This is a genomic window from Trichodesmium erythraeum IMS101 (genome assembly GCF_000014265.1).
Lineage (GTDB): Bacteria > Cyanobacteriota > Cyanobacteriia > Cyanobacteriales > Microcoleaceae > Trichodesmium > Trichodesmium erythraeum.
In genome coordinates this window covers 7,553,393-7,573,801 of the sequence record NC_008312.1, presented here as the reverse complement: position 1 = coordinate 7,573,801, position 20,409 = coordinate 7,553,393, and the positions used below count along the sequence as shown (strand labels likewise).

Sequence of the window (20,409 nt, the reverse complement as noted above, 5' to 3'; positions counted from 1 at the left end):
AATTCCCATATATTAATGGTGTACCTTGGAGATACTTCAGTTCTTAAATAATTGTAGGTAAAATAATCTTATTCCTCTGTTTGAATAGATTAATGTGAGTTTTAGATGGTGTTGTACGGACGCCCTTATAATGTCTCTAACCCTACTCCCTTAATTAATATATACATAAAAAAAATTTCTAATACTATTAGAGGAAGTAGTGTTAACTCATTTCCTCCAGAGGAGACTAACTGATAACTGATAACTGATAACTGATATGACCTTAAAAATACTTTGCGTGAGTAATGGTCACGGAGAAGATGTGATCGGGTCTCAAATTTTGCAAGAACTCAAAAAATATCCTCTTCCTCCTGATCTTGTTGCTTTACCGATAGTGGGAGAAGGACAAGCTTATACAATAGCTGACTTCTCAATTATTGGCCCCCGACAAAGAATGCCTTCTGGTGGATTTATTTATATGGATGGAAAGCAGTTATGGCGAGATGTTAAAAGTGGTTTGTTAAGTATTGTTTTGGCTCAGTTGAAAGCATTAAGATCTTGGATAAGTGATCAAACTAATGATGGTCATCAAGTAGTTATTTTGGCAGTTGGGGATATTGTGCCTTTATTATTTGCTTGGTTAAGTGGAGCACCTTATACTTTTTTAGGAACTGCTAAATCTGAATATCTGATTCGAGATCAAAATGAGCAACTTCTCCCTAGGTCTTGGGTGGAAAGTTTCCTGCTTTCCTCAGGGTCAGTCTATTTTCCTTGGGAACGTTGGTTAATGAGTAGAAAGAAATGTGGGGCAGTCCTTGCTAGAGATGATTTAACAGCAAAAATGTTAAAGAAAAAGTCTATTCGAGCTTATTGTGTGGGAAACCCGATGATGGATGGTGTCAAGTTAAAAAGCTCTATGGAGTTAATGTCTGGTAATAAAGCCCGGATGCTAGAGATGCATGATCAATTAACAATTACTTTGTTACCAGGGTCTCGTTCTCCAGAAGCTTATGCCAATTGGCAAATTATTCTTCAGGCAGTGACAGGGTTGCTCGAAAGCTTTCCACAAAAAAAGTTTTTGTTTCTGGCAGCGATCGCTCCTAATTTAGATTTGGAAGCTTTTACTAAACAGCTTTTGTTTGATAATTGGCAAACTGAACAAGAAATTCTAACTCAGAACCAAAACAGTATTTTACAAATGCCAACTGATAAACCTGAACTAACTTTTTGTTTTAGAGAAAAAAGTATTCATTTTCCCATAAAATTTATTTCTCAGAATAAAAATGCAAGTCTGATTTTAAATCAACAGGCTTTTCAAGAATTTATACATCAGGGAGATTTAGCTATTGCTATGGCAGGTACGGCTACAGAACAATTTGTCGGTTTAGGGAAACCAGCGATCGCTATTCCTGGCAAGGGTCCACAGTTTACATCCACTTTTGCAGAAAATCAAAGTCGCCTTTTAGGAATTTCTCAAATTCTGGTTAAAGATCCTAGAGAAGTTTGTGGTGTAGTTAAGTCTTTGTTAGATAACTTAGAGCAACGGCGCTTAATTGCTAAAAATGGTGTTAAAAGAATGGGAGGCTCAGGTGCGGCTAAAAGAATTGCTAATTTTTTAATTAATTTAAATTGGGTTTAGGAAATTCATCTATGATGGAACATACTTCTAATAACAAAAACTTTTATAGGGAGGTTCTTAGGAACTTGCCTACAGTTTTCTACCTAAATGAAAACTGCTATTCTTTTTTGAATGATGTATTAACGGGGGTTGAGTTAACAATTTTGGTTATCTGAATAGATAGGAGTCCGTCTTTCATAATTTTTTAATTTGATCTTAGGAGGATATCAATAGAAAAAATAGAAAAACAAGTTATTCAGAGGTAAGTACCATAGAATAAAGATTCTTTTAGATAAAAGTGTAGATCGTAAAAACTGTAATTCAGATGGGGTGAGCGGAAACAAAAAGTGGTCAACTTCTTGCTATTGCGAGAAAGACAATTTAATGTGTTTATTGCAGTTGACCGCTTAAATAATCATTATTCTTTATTCTTTGATCAAGTCAATGCTCTCTGATGACGCTCTCTCAGGTAAGACAAAAATTCTTTGCCTTCCCGTAAACGACGTACTAACATTTGTGGATCTGCTAACATTTCACCAACTATAGGAATGATAGACTTGGGTCTAAAATAAAACCGTCGATACATCTGTTCCACTCCATCTTCAATTTCACTACCTGACAAATGAGGGTACTGTAATGCGGACATTTGAATTCCAGAACTAGCAACTAAAGAGTCTCCAGTAAACCAACCATTTTTCTCTGCTTGAGTATATAATTCTGTTCCTGGATAGGGGGAAGCAATGGAAACTTGAATTGTATGGGGGTTGACTTCACAAGCAAAACGGATGGTCTCCTCAATAGTTTCCTGACTCTCATTGGGTAAACCGAGAATGAAAGCTCCATGAACTTTAATTCCTAACTTATGGCAATTTTCCATAAATTTCCGGGCTACTTCTAATTTAATTCCTTTATTGACTCCATCCAAAATTTTCTGATTTCCAGATTCAAAACCGACTAATAGCAAACGTAGTCCGTTTTTTTTCAATTCTTTGAGGGTATTATAATCTAAATTCCCACGAGCATTACAACTCCAGGTTAGCTTCAGTCGCTGTAAATGTTCGCTAATGGCGATCGCTCGTTTTTTATCAATGGTAAAGGTATCGTCATCAAAAAAGTATTCTCGCACGGAGCTACCCCAAATTGCTTTGGCCTCTGCCATTTCTCGCCCTACTGCTTCTGGACTTTTAGCCCGATATTGATGTCCGCCAATAGTTTGTGGCCACAAACAAAAAGTACATTTAGCAGGGCAACCTCGTCCTGTATATAAGGATATATAAGGATTAAGTAAATAACCAATTAGATAGTTACGAATATTGAGATGTTCTGCATAAACTGGAAAAACACTGGGCATGGCATCCCAGTCATGAATTAATTCTCGTTCTGGGGTATGGTGAATATTACCTTGGGTATCATAATAACTCAATCCTTTAATTTTTGCAAAAGGTTTTCCTTGGGATAATTCTTTACAGGTATAATCAAATTCGTTGCGACAAACAAAGTCAATTATTGGATGATCTTTGAGAGTTTTTTCTGGTAAAACTGCTACATGGGCGCCAACAAAACCTATTTTTGTCTCAGGGTTTTGATTTTTAATTGCTTCTGCACATTTAATGTCATTGGGGAGGGAAGGGGTACTGGTATGCATAATTACTAGTTCATAGTCTTTAGCAATTTTCAGTACATCTTCTACGGTTTGATAATGAGCAGGAGCATCTACTAATTTACTTCCGGGAACTAGGGCAGCAGGTTGAGCTAACCAGGTTGGATACCAGAATGAGGTGATTTCTCGTTTGGCTTGATATCTGGCTCCGGCTCCTCCATCGAAACCATCAAAGGAAGGGGGGTTTAAAAATAGAGTTTTTTTCATATTTAATACTAAATTTAAAATATACAGAATTGCTGTTCATGTCGTCCAGTTTATGTCGGCGGTAGCCGAAAACTTAAGATAAGATACTATAACTAGATTTTCTTTTTATATCACAAGTTATAGCAGTTTCGATTACTGTTAGAAAATTGTTACTCGTCTTAAATTTAGTTCATGCTAGCAGTTTAGAAATAATGGCCATTTCCTTTTGTTTGACTGAGGAGGGGGTTAATGGTATCGCTATAACTATAACTTTGTAGGGATGTTGTAGGTCTGGACGTTGCATAACAAAAATGCGTTTTATCTCGGGTAGGGAAACTTCCCTGCTGTGGTCTACGGATATGAAAGTTGATGTAAATAAATAGAACAGATAATTTAGGGTCATGGCAGAATTTTCAGCTAAATTTTTTTTGAAATTTGCAAAGTCAGTTCTTTTTCAAGCTGTTAAATAAATAGAACAGATAATTTGCAGTCATGGGAGAATTTTCAGCTAAATTTTTTTTTGAAATTTGCCAAGTCAGTTCTTTTTCAAGCTGTTAAATAAATAGAACAGATAATTTAGGGTCATGGCAGAATTTTCAGCTAAATTTTTTTTGAAATTTGCAAAGTCAGTTCTTTTTCAAGCTGTTAAATAAATAGAACAGATAATTTGCAGTCATGGCAGAATTTTCAGCTAAAATTTTTTTTGAAATTTGCCAAGTCAGTTCTTTTTCAAGCTGTTAAATAAATAGAACAGATAATTTGCAGTCATGGCAGAATTTTCAGCTAAATTTTTTTTGAAGTTTGCAAAGTCAGTTCTTTTTCAAGCTGTTAAATAAATAGAACAGATAATTTGCAGTCATGGCAGAATTTTCAGCTAAAAATTTTTTTTGAAGTTTGCAAAGTCAGTTCTTTTTCAAGCTGTTAAATAAATAGAACAGATAATTTGCAGTCATGGCAGAATTTTCAGCTAAATTTTTTTTGAAATTTGCCAAGTCAGTTCTTTTTCAAGCTGTTAAATAAATAGAACAGATAATTTGCAGTCATGGCAGAATTTTCAGCTAAAATTTTTTTTGAAGTTTGCAAAGTCAGTTCTTTTTCAAGCTGTTAAACAGATAGAACAGATAATTTGCAGTTATGGCAGAATTTTCAGCTAAAATTTTTTTTGAAATTTGCCAAGTCAGTTCTTTTTCAAGCTGTTAAATAAATAGAAAAGATAATTTGCAGTCATGGCAGAATTTTCAGCTAAATTTTTTTTGAAGTTTGCAAAGTCAGTTCTTTTTCAAGCTGTTAAATAAATAGAAAAGATAATTTGCAGTCATGGCAGAATTTTCAGCTAATTTTTTTTTGAAATTTGCAAAGTCAGTTCTTTTTCAAGCTGTTAAATAAATAGAACAGATAATTTGCAGTCATGGCAGAATTTTCAGCTAAATTTTTTTTGAAATTTGCCAAGTCAGTTCTTTTTCAAGCTGTTAAATAAATAGAACAGATAATTTGCAGTCATGGCAGAATTTTCAGCTAATTTTTTTTTGAAATTTGCCAAGTCAGTTCTTTTTCAAGCTGTTAAATAAATAGAACAGATAATTTGCAGTCATGGCAGAATTTTCAGCTAAATTTTTTTTTGAAGTTTGCAAAGTCAGTTCTTTTTCAAGCTGTTAAACAGATAGAACAGATAATTTGCAGTCATGGCAGAATTTTCAGCTAAAAATTTTTTTGAAATTTGCCAAGTCAGTTCTTTTTCAAGCTGTTAAATAAATAGAACAGATAATTTGCAGTCATGGCAGAATTTTCAGCTAAATTTTTTTTGAAGTTTGCAAAGTCAGTTCTTTTTCAAGCTGTTAAATAAATAGAACAGATAATTTGCAGTCATGGCAGAATTTTCAGCTAAAAATTTTTTTTGAAGTTTGCAAAGTCAGTTCTTTTTCAAGCTGTTAAATAAATAGAACAGATAATTTGCAGTCATGGCAGAATTTTCAGCTAAATTTTTTTTGAAATTTGCCAAGTCAGTTCTTTTTCAAGCTGTTAAATAAATAGAACAGATAATTTGCAGTCATGGCAGAATTTTCAGCTAAAATTTTTTTTGAAGTTTGCAAAGTCAGTTCTTTTTCAAGCTGTTAAACAGATAGAACAGATAATTTGCAGTTATGGCAGAATTTTCAGCTAAAATTTTTTTTGAAATTTGCCAAGTCAGTTCTTTTTCAAGCTGTTAAATAAATAGAAAAGATAATTTGCAGTCATGGCAGAATTTTCAGCTAAATTTTTTTTGAAGTTTGCAAAGTCAGTTCTTTTTCAAGCTGTTAAATAAATAGAAAAGATAATTTGCAGTCATGGCAGAATTTTCAGCTAATTTTTTTTTGAAATTTGCAAAGTCAGTTCTTTTTCAAGCTGTTAAATAAATAGAACAGATAATTTGCAGTCATGGCAGAATTTTCAGCTAAAATTTTTTTTGAAGTTTGCCAAGTCAGTTCTTTTTCAAGCTGTTAAATAAATAGAACAGATAATTTGCAGTCATGGCAGAATTTTCAGCTAAATTTTTTTTGAAGTTTGCAAAGTTAGTTCTTTTTCAAGCTGTTAAATAAATAGAACAGATAATTTACGGTTTGACATCAGGCAAATTTATCAACTTAAGGATCAACACTTTGAGCTAAAAAACAATGATTGTAACTATTCTTAAAATATATGGTATTCTGATTATTATATCAACTATTTTATCCATAGCAAGCTGTGCCGGAAAAGTTGATGGCAAAACTTCTATTAAGACTACATCTCCTATTATATCTGAACCTTTACCAGAAGTCAAAAATGCTTTGCAAAACCAAGCCCGGTCAACTCCGGTTAAAGTGGTCATTCTAATAGATAAGACGGTTAGTGCTGACTGGAGTCGCATCGAAGGACCAAAAACCCAAGATGTTCAGTCATCTTTGCGGCTATTAAAAATTAATGGTGGGGAGCTAGCAGTAGGAAATTTTTGTGATGACAGTAACCGCCCCCTAGAAAGGGTTAGGGTGGAACAACAACCTTTGTTGGAAAAAGTGGTTTTTCATCATCCAGTTCCACCTGTTGAACCAAAAAATAAAGGTAATGCTTTTACATATAGGAAGGAAAAGGATCAGTATAAACAAGAGTTAGTTAAATATAAAACTCTACGTCAAAATGATCTGCAAATTTTGGCTGATCATAATAATTCGGTGCAAGAGTGGCACAGTCAGAGTGAGGAAAAAATTAATGAGTTTCTCACAACTCAAGTTAAACCTATTTTAGCACGTCCTGTTAATTGTGGGAGTAGTGATATTCAAGGAGGAATTAACCGTGCTAAGTTATTTTTAGGGGAAAGTGATCTGACTTGGAGACAAACACCTCAAAAGTTTGCTGTTTTTATTACTGATGGTTTGGATAATGTTGGCGTTCAACCTGTGGAGTTTAAGAGTAATGCTGAGGTTTTGTTAGTAAATGGCGCGGGAGGTAAGGGGATATTTGAAAATATTGAGCACAAGGCTTTTGAGTCTGTACCTGCTGCTTTTCGGTATTTGGTTACTCAGGTGAATAAGGGAGAAAATTGAGTATGCATAATTCGTCTTTGGGTGAGGAAGGTCAAAATTTTCAGTCGGCAAAAGAAGACTACTATAAAAAGTTAGCAGGGTGGAAACAACAAGATGAGGATGAGAGGGAAAGGCCTAACAGGGAAATAGATGAGAGGCGATCGCTTGATCATATCCGTCAGCTTGCGTCGTTGAGGTTTAAGCATTTTTATAAGGCAGGGGAAACTCGAGAAAGAAAGTTAGAAACTGAGAATGAGTTGGCACGGTTGAAACAAGAATATCCGGAGTTTTTGAGGAAGGGTATTAGGACAACTCTTGGTTATTTTTTTATGCTGTCGTTTTTTATTGCTGTTTTGGTGATCAATTTTGTTTTAATTAAACAACCTGTGGAATATTTGGCGTCCCAGGCATTTCCTCCAGGGTCTTTTGCTGTTACTGTTGCGGCTATATTGTTGCCTTTTGTTATTGTTTTGTTTGAGTTGGGGGTTTGTTCTCAGTTGTTTTCGGCTCAAATGTCTCCTTCTTCTCGTGATGAAGTTATACTTTGGCAAAGGCTGGCTAATACTATTGTTTGGGTAACTCCGGCGATGTTGCTTGGTACTTCTGTTGCTCTCTATACTGGGGAGGAGTGGCCTCCTGAGTTGTATGAAATAATTTTGTTGTTGGCGATGGGAATTTTGGCTTATGTGACTGATGCTGGTGTGGTTTATGGTTACGATCGCTATCAAAATGCTTTTGCTTTTTTTTGGTTTAGAATTAACTATTTACGTCGGCAATATAAGTTGCGCAGATACAAGAGGATTTTTTATCAGGAAAAATATCATTTTACTCATGCTTGTAAAAATTATGAGGCGGCGGTTAATTACCATAATCAAAATTTTACAAGTAAGGTTACGTTTGTGCCTATTAATGTTTATTTTGATGATGTTTATTATGAGCAGTTGTCTATATCTGGAAAACCATCAAGTTGAGGTTGGTTTTGGTATTATTTTTTGTTTTCTGGTTTTGGTTTTTCTGCCTAAAATTCAGGGTTGATAGGGCAATTTCTCAAGTGCGGGTGTCTTTTCTGGGAAGGATTTATTTGACTATGTTGGGAACTGGTACTTTTTGATAAATGATGTTATTTTCTGGGGTTTTGTGCATCAACTTAACTGATGATTTTTACTCTTCTCTTGGGAGGTGATGGGGGTGGGTTAATTACTGGTTTTTTAAGTTGAAAACTTTTTGATAAATGAGATTATTTTGTGGGGTTTTGTACTTCAAGAATACTGACTATTTTTAGGAAAAATTAAGATTTTTTATGGTACAGTTGGAATTAATTAAATGGTAATATCAAAATATGTCTCTCTAACTCAAGTTTATAATGAAATGGCTGATAATGATTTACTCTGTGGAGCGATCGCTAATTTCTGTGGGGAAACTCCAGGAAGCCAGGAATGGCATAGAGCTTTTGATGTTTTATGGACCGGAATTTTAAAGTCTAAAATACTTGCTACATCTCAACACCCAAAGTACCCAGATTTGTTACAAGAGATTCAGTTAGAATTGTCTCAAAGAATATGTCAGGAGTTTGACCCAAAAAGGGGAAAAAATTTCTTACATAGTTTGAGATTATGGATTAATTATAGAAAGAATAATTATGGTTTGGGTCTTAGATACAGAATTCTTGATTTATATCAGGAATATAAGCAAAAAGCTCAGAGGGAAGCTTCTCTTGATGCACCCATTTATGGTGGGAATAATGATTTAAATATACCTACTTTAGAAGATGTTATTGCTGGTAATTTTCCGGAACCGATGGAAAGTTTAAGTCAACAAGATTTTGGGGATAAACTATCAGCAGAAGTTCAAAAGTTGGGTTGTCATCCTAAAAAATATCCTCAATGTACTTGTGGGGAAATTGCTCGACGGAATTTCTTCATGGATCCTCCCCAAATACAGAAGGATATTGCGGAAGAATTAAAGGTACCTCTGGGAACTTTGACGGCTCATTGGAACAGAAAGTGTAAACCACTTTTGCGGAAAATTTATCAAGAACTTTCAGGAGAAAAATAATGACTATTACAGATAATGATGCTATTAATATTCCTATCCCTATGGAGGCTCATAGTTCTGCTCAAAAGTTTGCGGCTCAACAACCTAATTCGGAAAAAAAGACTCAAGTTTATCTGAATACTTTGGTGGTTTATGCTGTAGATAATTTCCTGAAAATGATGGATATTAAAACTGATTTGGAGGCTTCTGATTTTTGGAATCCGGCAATCCGTTTTTATCAGAATGTGGCGGATTTGGTTGTTGTTGATCGAGGTAAGTTGGAATGTCGTTTTGTATTACCTGAACAGGATAAAATAGAGTTGCCCCTAGAGGTTTTTGAGGATAGAATTGGTTATATTTTGGTTCGGTTAGATCAGAGTTTACAATTTGGGGAAATATTGGGGTTTTTGCCTATGGATGATCCGGAGGAAATGCCGGAAGAGTTGGAGGTTGATGAGTTGGAACATATAGAGGTTTTGTTTGAATGTTTACAACGTTTAGAGTCTGCTAATTCTGCTTTTTCTGCTGAGGTTGACCCGGTTTTTTCTAGGGTTAAAGATAGGTTGGCGATGGATAATTTTACTAATATTATTGCTCAGTTGGAGTGGATATATCGGACTAAAAAAAGTTATGAGTGGCGAGCTGCTACTAAGAGTTTGTTTGTGACATATTTGGATGATGAGAAAGAAGAATTAGCTAGTAATTTTATGGCAAATCTCAAGGAGGATGATGTTCAGGATAGGGATGTTAAGTTGAGTGACTTGGCAGAAGATTTGATTAATAAGTTGGTGAAAATTTGGGAGGGGGAATAAGTCAAACTTTAAAAGTTGGATTTTATTGCTCTCAAATGTTTATTTTGTAAAATGTTTTTGTTGCGAGGGGGAATGTCTTGAGGGCTACTACTGGGAAAGCCATCAACACCCCCAAGCTATTTCAAAATGGGACAGAAGGAGATGGGTATAAAATTCTCTAATTTTTATGTCGGTGGCTAAGTATGAAAATTTAGAATTGAGAAGGTTTTTTTATCTGAACTGAGGTATACAAGAATTAGTGGTTTAAATGCACAAAGGCTTAAAACTTAATACCTAATACCTAATGGCTAATATCCAACAAAATATATCAACTAACTAATAACTAAAAATGGACAACAAACGCATAGAAGCATACGTCAACCTCATTAACCAACTGCTAAATTCCCCCAGCGGTGAGGTAGAAAAAATCCTCGAAGCCAACCAAGAGTTGGTAGATGAAGGGTTACTGGAAATAATGGAACTTTACGCACAACAACTGGCAGAAAACGATGACGAAAATGCTCAAAACGCTGCTAATTTTTTACGTCATCTCAGGAGTCAGCTTGTAGAGTTACTAGAAATTTCAGAATATTCTCCCTCAACTCATTACTCATCGGCAGAATATTTTAATTTCTTAGAAGAGGTATTGGAGGCAACTGCAGAAAGCAAAGGTGACTCGAAGGTTGTCTACCCATTCCTGCAGCAAAACTTAGATAAACTTGATGATAACTTTGCTGATATATTGCGAAACTGGGCAACTGCTAAATTTTCTGAAGCGGAGGCGGGTGTAGCAGAATACATTGCTATGTGTGTTGGTGAGTTAAGTAACCTCATTCAGCAATTTCCTCTGGGCAGCCAAGCAAACAACATGGAAATTAGCATTGCAGGTTATGAAGTAGTGCTAAAGGTTTTTACACATAAGAGTCACCGGGAAAATTGGGCAACTATTCAAAATAATCTCGGCGCTGCCTACAGAGACAGAATAAGGGGAGACAAAGCGGAAAATATTGAAGCTGCCATTGCTGCATACCAACAAGCTTTGCTGGTGCGCACCCAAACAGACTTCCCCATGGACTGGGCAGGAACTCAAAATAATCTCGGCATTGCCTACAGAAACAGAATAAGGGGAGACAAAGCCGAAAATATTGAAGCCGCCATTGCTGCATTCCAACAAGCTTTGCTGGTGTACACCCAAACTGACTTCCCCATCAACTGGGCAATGACTCAAAATAATCTCGGCGGTGCCTACTTTTACAGAATAAGGGGAGACAAAGCCGAAAATATTGAAGCCGCCATTGCTGCATACCAACAAGCTTTGCTGGTGTACACCCAAACTGACTTCCCCATGGACTGGGCAATGACTCAAAATAATCTCGGCGCTGCCTACAGAAACAGAATAAGGGGAGACAAAGCCGAAAATATTGAAGCCGCCATTGCTGCATGCCAACAAGCTTTGCTGGTGTACACCCAAACTGACTTCCCCATCGACTGGGCAATGACTCAAAATAATCTCGGCGGTGCCTACTTTTACAGAATAAGGGGAGACAAAGCCGAAAATATTGAAGCCGCCATTGCTGCATACCAACAAGCTTTGCTGGTGTTCACCCAAACTGACTTCCCCATCGACTGGGCAATGACTCAAAATAATCTCGGCGCTGCCTACAGTGACAGAATAAGGGGAGAAAAAGCCGAAAATATTGAAGCTGCCATTGCTGCATGCCAACAAGCTTTGCTGGTGTACACCCAAACTGACTTCCCCATGGACTGGGCAATGACTCAAAATAATCTCGGCGCTGCCTACAGAGACAGAATAAGGGGAGACAAAGCCGAAAATATTGAAGCCGCCATTGCTGCATTCCAACAAGCTTTGCTGGTGTACACCCAAACTGACTTCCCCATCAACTGGGCAATGACTCAAAATAATCTCGGCATTGCCTACAGTGACAGAATAAGGGGAGACAAAGCCGAAAATATTGAAGCCGCCATTGCTGCATACCAACAAGCTTTGCTGGTGTACACCCAAACTGACTTCCCCATGGACTGGGCAATGACTCAAAATAATCTCGGCGCTGCCTACAGAAACAGAATAAGGGGAGACAAAGCCGAAAATATTGAAGCCGCCATTGCTGCATGCCAACAAGCTTTGCTGGTGCGCACCCAAACTGACTTCCCCATGGACTGGGCAAATACTCAAAATAATCTCGGCTCTGCCTACGGTAACAGAATAAAGGGAGACCAAGCCGAAAATATTGAAGCTGCCATTGCTGCATTCCAACAAGCTTTGCTGGTGCGCACCCAAACTGACTTCCCCATGGACTGGGCAAATACTCAAAATAATCTCGGCATTGCCTACAGAGACAGAATAAGGGGAGACAAAGCCGAAAATATTGAAGCTGCCATTGCTGCATACCAACAAGCTTTGCTGGTGTACACCCAAACTGACTTCCCCATCAACTGGGCAAGAACTCAAAATAATCTCGGCATTGCCTACAGTGACAGAATAAGGGGAGACAAAGCCGAAAATATTGAAGCTGCCATTGCTGCATACCAACAAGCTTTGCTGGTGCGCACCCAAACTGACTTCCCCATGGAATGGGCAATGACTCAAAATAATCTCGGCAATGCCTACAGTGACAGAATAAGGGGAGACAAAGCCCAAAATATTAAAGCTGCCATTGCTGCATTCCAACAAGCTTTGCTGGTGTACACCCAAACTGACTTCCCCATCAACTGGGCAGCAGCTCAAAATAATCTCGGCCTTGCCTACAGTGACAGAATAAGGGGAGACAAAGCCGAAAATATTGAAGCCGCCATTGCTGCAAATATTGAAGCCGCCATTGCTGCATACGAACAAGCTTTGCAGGTGCGCACCCAAACTGACTTCCCCATCGACTGGGCACAAACTCAAAATAATCTCGGCATTGCCTACAGTGACAGAATAAGGGGAGACAAAGCCGAAAATATTGAAGCTGCCATTGCTGCATACCAACAAGCTTTGCTGGTGCGCACCCAAACTGACTTCCCCATGGAATGGGCACAAACTCAAAATAATCTCGGCCTTGCCTACATTTACAGAATAAGGGGAGACAAAGCCGAAAATATTGAAGCCGCCATTGCTGCATACGAACAAGCTTTGCTGGTGCGCACCCTAGAAGCAGACCCCATCAACCACCTCCAAACCACCAACAACCTAGGCAACCTATATTTCGACAACCAAAACTGGCAACTCGCCGCCGACAACTATAAAAAAGCCATAACCGCAGTGGAACTCAGCCGCAGTTGGTCAAAAGATGACGACCGTCGCCAAGAAATCATCGAAGAGTCTATAGGTGTCTACCGCAAGATAGTACAAGCTTACGTGAATAGCGATCAAATAGAAAAAGCCTTAGAATATGTAGAGCGTTCTCGCTCCAAACGGTTAGTAGACATAATGGCAAGTAACGATCGCTACTCCCAAGGTGAAATGCCAGGAGAAGTTGAAGAACGGTTAAAAGAACACGAAGCTATTCAACAGCAAATTAATCAACTTTGGGAACAACAACAAAAGGGCAGTCAAATAGAGTCGAAAGATTTAGCTGTAGCAACTAGGGGGCGAGCTGCGACAGAAGCCAGAAACAAACGCATTGGGGAATTAGAAGCCAAAAAGCAGGAAGTTTATAAAAAAATCCGCAGCTTCGACCGGGTATTAGCAGAGGGAATTCAAGTTGCCCCACTGGAATTTCCAAAAATTCAAGCATTGATCCAGGAGCCCACCACAGCGATATTGAGTTTTTATACTATCACCGACGATACCTATTTATTTGTATTGCGACAAGATGGGGTAAAAGTTCATACTTACGAAGGGTTGGGGCTTAAAGAACTGCAAAACTGGATTTGGGAAAAATGGTTTGGGTCTTACCTCTCATCCCGGGAAGAATGGCAACAACAGATGCCTGAATTTTTACAGGATGTAAGTAAGAAGTTAAAATTAGAGGAATTATGCAAATCTTATCTTCAAGACATTGAAGAATTGATATTAATTCCCCATTTATCCTTGCACTTTCTCCCTTGGAACGCAATGCCAGTAGCAGAGTCAGGAGAAGACAAATATCTAGGTGACCGTTTCCGTATCCGCACCCTGGCCAGTTGCCAAATTCTAGACTTTTGTACCGAACGGGAAGAAATTCAAGGGGAAGTCAAACAAGGCATTGTGGAAGACACTCACAACGACCTACCTTGTTCCAGTTATGAAGCGCAATATATAGCCCAAATGTATGGAGTCCCAGAACACCAACGCCTGCGAGGTGAAGCCGCAACTATAGACAGTTACAAACTATTATTATCTCAGGTACAACGGTTATTGTCAACCCATCACGCTCAATCTCGCATAGACAACTGTATGGAGTCAGCGTTAGTGTTAGCGGACGGCAGACTTACTTTAGGGCAACTATTATCTCCTGCCTTCCGTTTCCCAGATCTAGATGAAGTATTCATCGACTGTTGTGAGACCAATTTCGGTCGAGTGCAAATCTCCGATGACGTGTTAACATTAAACACAGGGTTTTTATGTGCAGGTGCCAGGGGTGTGATCAGCAGTTTGTGGTCTGTAGATGACTTAGGAACATGTTTATTTTCGATTTTTTATCACCAACTGCGCCAAGAAGGAAAAAATCGTTCTCTGGCATTGCAACTAGGACAACGACAGTTACGAGAATTAACGGGCAAAGAACTCAAGAAGAAATATAAAAAGGAGTTAGAAAGTTCGTTAGATGAAAAGTTGGAACCGGCATATAAGCAACTTCAGGAAATAGAACGCAGACGTGATGGTTATACCAAAAGTTCCGTGGAATATCAGGAGTTAGAGGAGGAGCGGGAAAAACTTGTAGCTATTTATGAGCGTATTTTTTATACTAAGAATAAGTACCTGAAAGCAGCTTGTAAAAAAGAACATCCCTTTGAGCATCCGGCGTATTGGAGTGCGTTTATTTGTGCAGGGTTGAGTTAGTCAGTGTGTTAGGTTTTAGGTTTTAGGTTTTAGGTTTTAGTCCTCAGTTGGCTTGAGGCCAGGAAACCCAACAGAGATTAATTCTGATCGTAGTTGGACTTGAGTTTCTCTAAGGATATTAGGGCTAAACCCCAACTACAAACCTCTTTTTCTGTCTAAAAAATATTTCTGTTCCCCAAAATTCTCAAAAGTCTAACAAGGTCTATCATTCTCAACAAAAAATTTTGGCAATATTGCCAAACTATCCCCGGTTTAACCCGTAAATATATTAGAACAAATAATTAATAATTTTACATGGCTCAAATTCATCAATTTAACAATTAAAGGAAACAATGAATGTACTCTGGGAAGCGATCGCAAATTTCTGCTGTTTAATTGTGTAAAATATTGTTATTGGGAAGAGGAATATCTTGAGAGCTGGGACTAGGAAGGCCATCAACACCCCCAAGCCATCTCAAAATAGGACATCAGGAGATGGAGATCAACTTATCTTGTCTGTTCTCTTATGTTGATATCCGTGGCCAAGTCTGAGAATTTAGAATTGAGAAGGTTTTTTTATCTGAACTGAGGTATACAAGAATTAGTGGTTTAAATGCACAAAAGCTGAAAATTTAACACCTAATACCTAACACCTAATACCTAACACCTAAGAAAAGATATCAACCAACTAATAACTAAAAATGGACAAAAAACCCAGAGAAGCATATATCAACCTCATCCAGCAACTGCTAAGTTCCCCCAACGGTGAGGTAGAAAAAATCCTCGAAGCCAACCAAGAGTTGGTAGATGAAGGGTTACTCGAAACAATGGAACTTTGTGCACAACAATTCGCAGCAGCTCCTAATTTTTTACGCCATCTCAGGAGTCAGCTTGCAGAAATACTAGAAACTTCAGAATATTCTCCCTCAACTCATTACTCATCGGCAGAATATTTAGACTTTTTGATGGAAGTATTGCAGGCAACTGCAGAAAGTAATGGTGACTCGAAAGTTGTCTACCCACTCCTACAGCAAAACTTAGATAAACTTGATGATCACTTTGCTGAGATATTGCAAAACTGGGCAACTGCTAAATTTTCTGAAGTGGAGGCGGATCTAGCAAAAGACATTGCTATAGATATTGGTGAGTTCAGTAACCTGATCTGGCAATTTCCTCTGGGCAGCAAAGCCAACAATATGGAAATTAGTATTGCCGGTTGTGAAGTAGTGCTAAAAGTTTTGACATATAAGAGTCACCGGAAAAGTTGGGCGGCTATTCAAAATAATCTCGGTATTGACTACACTCAGAGAATAAGGGGAGACCAAGCCGAAAATATTGAAGTCGCTATTGCTGCATACGAACAAGCTTTGCTGGTGCGGACCCAAACAGACTTCCCCATGGACTGGGCAATGACTCAAAATAATCTCGGCATTGCCTACACTCAGAGAAGAAAGGGAAACAAAGCTCAAAATATTGAAGCGGCCGTTGGTGCATTCCAACAAGCTTTGCTGGTGCGGACCCAAACAGACTTCCCCATGGACTGGGCAATGACTCAAAATAATCTCGGCATTGCCTACAGAAACAGAATAAGGGGAAAGAAACCCGAAAATATTGAAGCGGCTATTGGTGCATTCCAAAAAGCTTTGCAGGTGTACAGCCAAACAGACTTCCCCATGGACTGGGCAACAACTCAAAATAATCTCGGCAATGCCTACACTCAGAGAAGAAAGGGAGACAAAGCCGAAAATATTGAAGCGGCTATTGGTGCATTCCAACAAGCTTTGCTGGTATATACCCAAACTGACTTCCCCATTGACTGGGCAATGACTCAAAATAATCTTGGCTATGCCTATACTCAGAGAAAAAGGGGAGACCAAGCCGAAAATATTGAAGCGGCTATTGGTGCATTCCAACAAGCTTTGCTGGTGCGGACCCAAACAGACTTCCCCATGGACTGGGCAATGACTCAAAATAATCTCGGTATTGGCTACACTCAGAGAAAAAGAGGAGACCAAGCCGAAAATATTGAAACTGCCATTGCTGCCTACGAACAAGCTTTGCAGGTGCGGACCCAAACAGACTTCCCCATGGACTGGGCAGAAACTCAAAATAATCTCGGCGTTGCCTACAGTAAAAGAAGAAGGGGAGACAAAGCCCAAAATATTGAAGTGGCTATTGCTGCATACGAACAAGCTTTGCTGGTACACACCCAAACTGACTTTCCCCTCCACTGGGCAACAACTCAAAATAATCTCGGCATTGCCTACAGAAACAGAATAAGGGGAGACAAAGCCCAAAATATTGAAGTGGCTATTGCTGCATACGAACAAGCCTTGCTGGTACACACCCAAACAGACTTTCCCATGGAATGGGCACAAACTCAAAATAATCTCGGCATTGCTTACAGAAACAGAAGAAGGGGAGACAAAACCCAAAATATTGAAGCCGCCATTGCTGCATACGAACAAGCTTTGCTGGTACACACCCAAACTGACTTTCCCATAGAATGGGCAGCAACTCAACAAAATATCGGCGTTGCCTACAAAGACAGAATAATGGGAGACCAAGCCCAAAATATTGAAGCCGCCATTACTGCATACAAACAAGCTTTGCAGGTACACACCCAAACAGACTTTCCCATAGAATGGGCAGCAACTCAACAAAATATCGGCGTTGCCCACAAAGACAGAATAATGGGAGACCAAGCCCAAAATATTGAAGCCGCCATTGCTGCATACAAACAAGCTTTGCAGGTGCACACCCAAACAGACTTTCCCATGGAATGGGCACAAACTCAAAATAATCTCGGCTCTGCCTACACTCAGAGAATAAGGGGAGATAAAGCCCAAAATATGGAAGCTGCCATTGCTGCATTCCAAAAAGCCTTGCTGGTGCGCACCCAAACTGACTTCCCGATGAAATGGGCAGCAACTCAAAATAATCTCGGCTCTGCCTACGCTCAGAGAGTAATGGGAGACCAAGCCGAAAATATTGAAGCCGCCATTGCTGCATTCCAAAAAGCCTTGCTGGTGCGCACCCAAAGTGACTTCCCCATGAAATGGGTAGCAACTCTAAATAATTTTGGCTATGCCTGCAGTAACAGAATAAGGGGAGACCAAGCCCAAAATATTGAAGCCGCCATTGCCGCATACCAACAAGCTTTGCTGGTGTACACCCAAACAGACTTCCCCATCGACTGGGCAGCAACTCAAAATAATCTCGGCTCTGCCTACAGTGACAGAATAAAGGGAGACCAAGCCCAAAATATTGAAGCCGCCATTGTCGCATACCAACAAGCTTTGCTGGTGTACACCCAAACAGACTTCCCCATAGACTGGGCAGCAACTCAAAATAATCTCGGCTCTGCCTACAGTCAGAGAAAAAGGGGAGACCAAGCCCAAAATATTGAAGCCGCCATTGCCGCATACCAACAAGCTTTGCTGGTGTACACCCAAACAGACTTCCCCATAGACTGGGCAACGACTCAAAATAATCTCGGCTCTGCCTACAGTCAGAGAATAAAGGGAGACCAAGCCCAAAATATTGAAGCCGCCATTGTCGCATACCAACAAGCTTTGCTGGTGTACACCCAAACAGACTTCCCCATAGACTGGGCAACGACTCAAAATAATCTCGGCTCTGCCTACAGTCAGAGAATAAAGGGAGACCAAGCCCAAAATATTGAAGCCGCCATTGTCGCATACCAACAAGCTTTGCAAGTGCGCACCCTAGAAGTATATCCTATCGACCACCTCCAAACCACCCGCAACCTAGGCAACCTATATTTCGACAACCAAAACTGGCAACTCGCCGCCGACAACTATAAAAAAGCCATAACCGCAGTGGAACTCAGCCGGAGTTGGTCAAAAGAAAATGATCGCCGCCAAGAAATTATCGAAGAGTCTATAGATGTCTACCGCAAGATAGTACAAGCTTACGTGAATAGCGAGCAAATAGAAAAAGCCTTAGAATATGTAGAGCATTCTCGCTCCAAACGGCTAGTAGATATAATGGCAAGTAACGATCGCTACTCCCAAAGTAAAATACCAGGAGAAGTTGAAGAACCCTTAAAAGAACACGAAGCTATTCAACAGCAAATTCATCAATTTTGGGAACAACAACAACAAGGAAAACGTCGAATAGAGCCGAAATATTTAGCGGTAGCAACTAGGGGGCGAGTTGCCACAGAAACCAGAAACAAACGCATTACCCAATTAGAGACTCAAAAGCAGGAAGTCTATAAAAAAATCCGCAGCTTCGACCGAGTATTAGCAGAGGGCATTCAAGTTGCCCCACTGGAATTTCCAAAAATCCAAGCATTAATCCAGGAGCCCATCACAGCCATCTTGAGCTTTTATATTATCACCGACAATACCTATTTATTTGTATTGCGACAAGATGGGGTTAAAATTCATATTTACAGCGGGTTGGGGGAGAAAGAACTGCAAAACTGGATTTGGGAAAAATGGTTTGAGTCTTACCTCTCATCCCCGGAAGAATGGCAACAACAGATGCCTGAATTTTTACAGGATGTAAGTAAGAAGTTAAAATTAGAGGAATTATGCAAATCTTATCTTCAAGACATTGAAGAATTGATATTAATTCCCCATTTATCCTTGCACTTTCTCCCTTGGAACGCAATGCCAGTAGCAGAGTCAGGAGAAAACAAATATCTAGGTGACCGTTTCCGTATCCGCACCCTGGCCAGTTGCCAAATTCTAGACTTTTGTACCCAACGGGAAGAAATTCAAGGGGAAGTCAAACAAGGCATTGTAGAAGACACTCACAACGACCTACCTTGTTCCAGTTATGAAGCGCAATATATAGCCCAAATGTATGGAGTCCCAGAACACCAACGCCTGCGAGGTGAAGCCGCAACTATAGACAGTTACATACTATTATTATCTCAGGTACAACGGTTATTGTCAACCCATCACAGCGAATCTCGCCTAGACAACTGTATGGAATCAGCATTAGTCTTAGCGGACGGCAGACTTACCTTAGGGCAACTATTATCTCCTGCCTTCCGTTTCCCAGATCTAGACGAAGTATTCATCGACTATTGTGAGACCAACTTAGGTCAAGTGCAAATCTCCGATGACGTATTAACATTAAACACAGGATTTTTATGTGCAGGTGCCAGGGGTGTGATCAGCAGTTTGTGGTCTGTAGATGACTTAGGAACATGTTTATTTTCGATTTTTTATCACCAACTGCGCCAAGAAGGAAAAAATCGTTCTCTGGCATTGCAACTAGGACAACGACAGTTACGAGAACTAACAGGCAAAGAACTCAAGAAGAAATATAAAAAGGAATTAGAAAAAGCATTAGGGGAGAAGTTAGAAGTCACATCTAAGCAACTTCAGGAAATAGAACCCAGACGTGATAGTTATACCAAAAGTTCCGTGGAATATCAGGAGTTAGAGGAGGAGCGGGAAAAACTTGTAGCTATTTATGAGCGTATTTTTAATACTAAGAATAAGTACCTGAAAGCAGCTTGTAAAAAACAACACCCCTTTGAGCATCCAGCGTATTGGAGTGGGTTTATTTGTGCAGGGTTGAGTTAGTCAGTGTGTTAGGTCTTAGGTTTTAGGTTTTAGGTTTTAGTCGTAAGTTTAGACAAAGAAGTCTTAATTAGCCAT

8 protein-coding genes are annotated in these 20,409 nt (G+C 39.2%); 7 read left to right on the top strand and 1 reads right to left on the bottom strand.

The features are described from left to right. Positions 1 to 256 precede the first annotated feature (256 nt). A complete protein-coding gene (locus TERY_RS23935) occupies positions 257 to 1,618 on the top strand; it encodes a lipid-A-disaccharide synthase-related protein (RefSeq protein ID WP_011614173.1) in 1,362 nt (453 codons plus the stop codon). Between the two features lie 415 nt (positions 1,619 to 2,033). On the opposite strand, the gene hpnJ is transcribed toward TERY_RS23935, so the two are convergent. Then, the gene (hpnJ, locus tag TERY_RS23930; protein ID WP_011614172.1) at positions 2,034 to 3,464 is read right to left on the bottom strand and encodes a hopanoid biosynthesis associated radical SAM protein HpnJ; all 1,431 of its coding nucleotides are present in this window, start codon (positions 3,462 to 3,464) and stop codon (positions 2,034 to 2,036) included. Positions 3,465 to 6,094: 2,630 nt separating this feature from the next. On the opposite strand from hpnJ, the gene TERY_RS23925 reads away from it, so the two are divergent. The 6 genes from TERY_RS23925 (at position 6,095) to TERY_RS26055 (ending at position 20,334) form a co-directional block, all read left to right on the top strand. Further along, entirely contained in the window at positions 6,095 to 7,000 is a 906-nt protein-coding gene (locus TERY_RS23925) for a hypothetical protein (RefSeq protein ID WP_011614171.1), read from the top strand. A gap of 2 nt (positions 7,001 to 7,002) precedes the next feature. After that, entirely contained in the window at positions 7,003 to 7,950 is a 948-nt protein-coding gene (locus tag TERY_RS23920; RefSeq protein ID WP_011614170.1) for an ABC transporter permease, read from the top strand. 352 nt (positions 7,951 to 8,302) lie between these two features. Beyond that, entirely contained in the window at positions 8,303 to 9,034 is a 732-nt protein-coding gene (locus tag TERY_RS23915; RefSeq protein WP_011614169.1) for a hypothetical protein, read from the top strand. Next, a complete protein-coding gene (locus tag TERY_RS26065) occupies positions 9,034 to 9,825 on the top strand; it encodes a DUF1822 family protein (protein WP_011614168.1) in 792 nt (263 codons plus the stop codon). Before TERY_RS23915 ends, TERY_RS26065 begins: the two co-directional genes overlap by 1 nt. Positions 9,826 to 10,153: 328 nt before the next feature. Next, positions 10,154 to 14,788, top strand: a complete 4,635-nt coding sequence (locus TERY_RS26060; RefSeq protein ID WP_011614167.1) for a tetratricopeptide repeat protein — start codon at positions 10,154 to 10,156, stop codon at positions 14,786 to 14,788. Between the two features lie 680 nt (positions 14,789 to 15,468). Continuing rightward, on the top strand, positions 15,469 to 20,334 hold the full coding sequence (locus TERY_RS26055; protein WP_011614166.1) for a CHAT domain-containing protein: 4,866 nt from the start codon (positions 15,469 to 15,471) through the stop codon (positions 20,332 to 20,334). Positions 20,335 to 20,409: the final 75 nt, after the last annotated feature.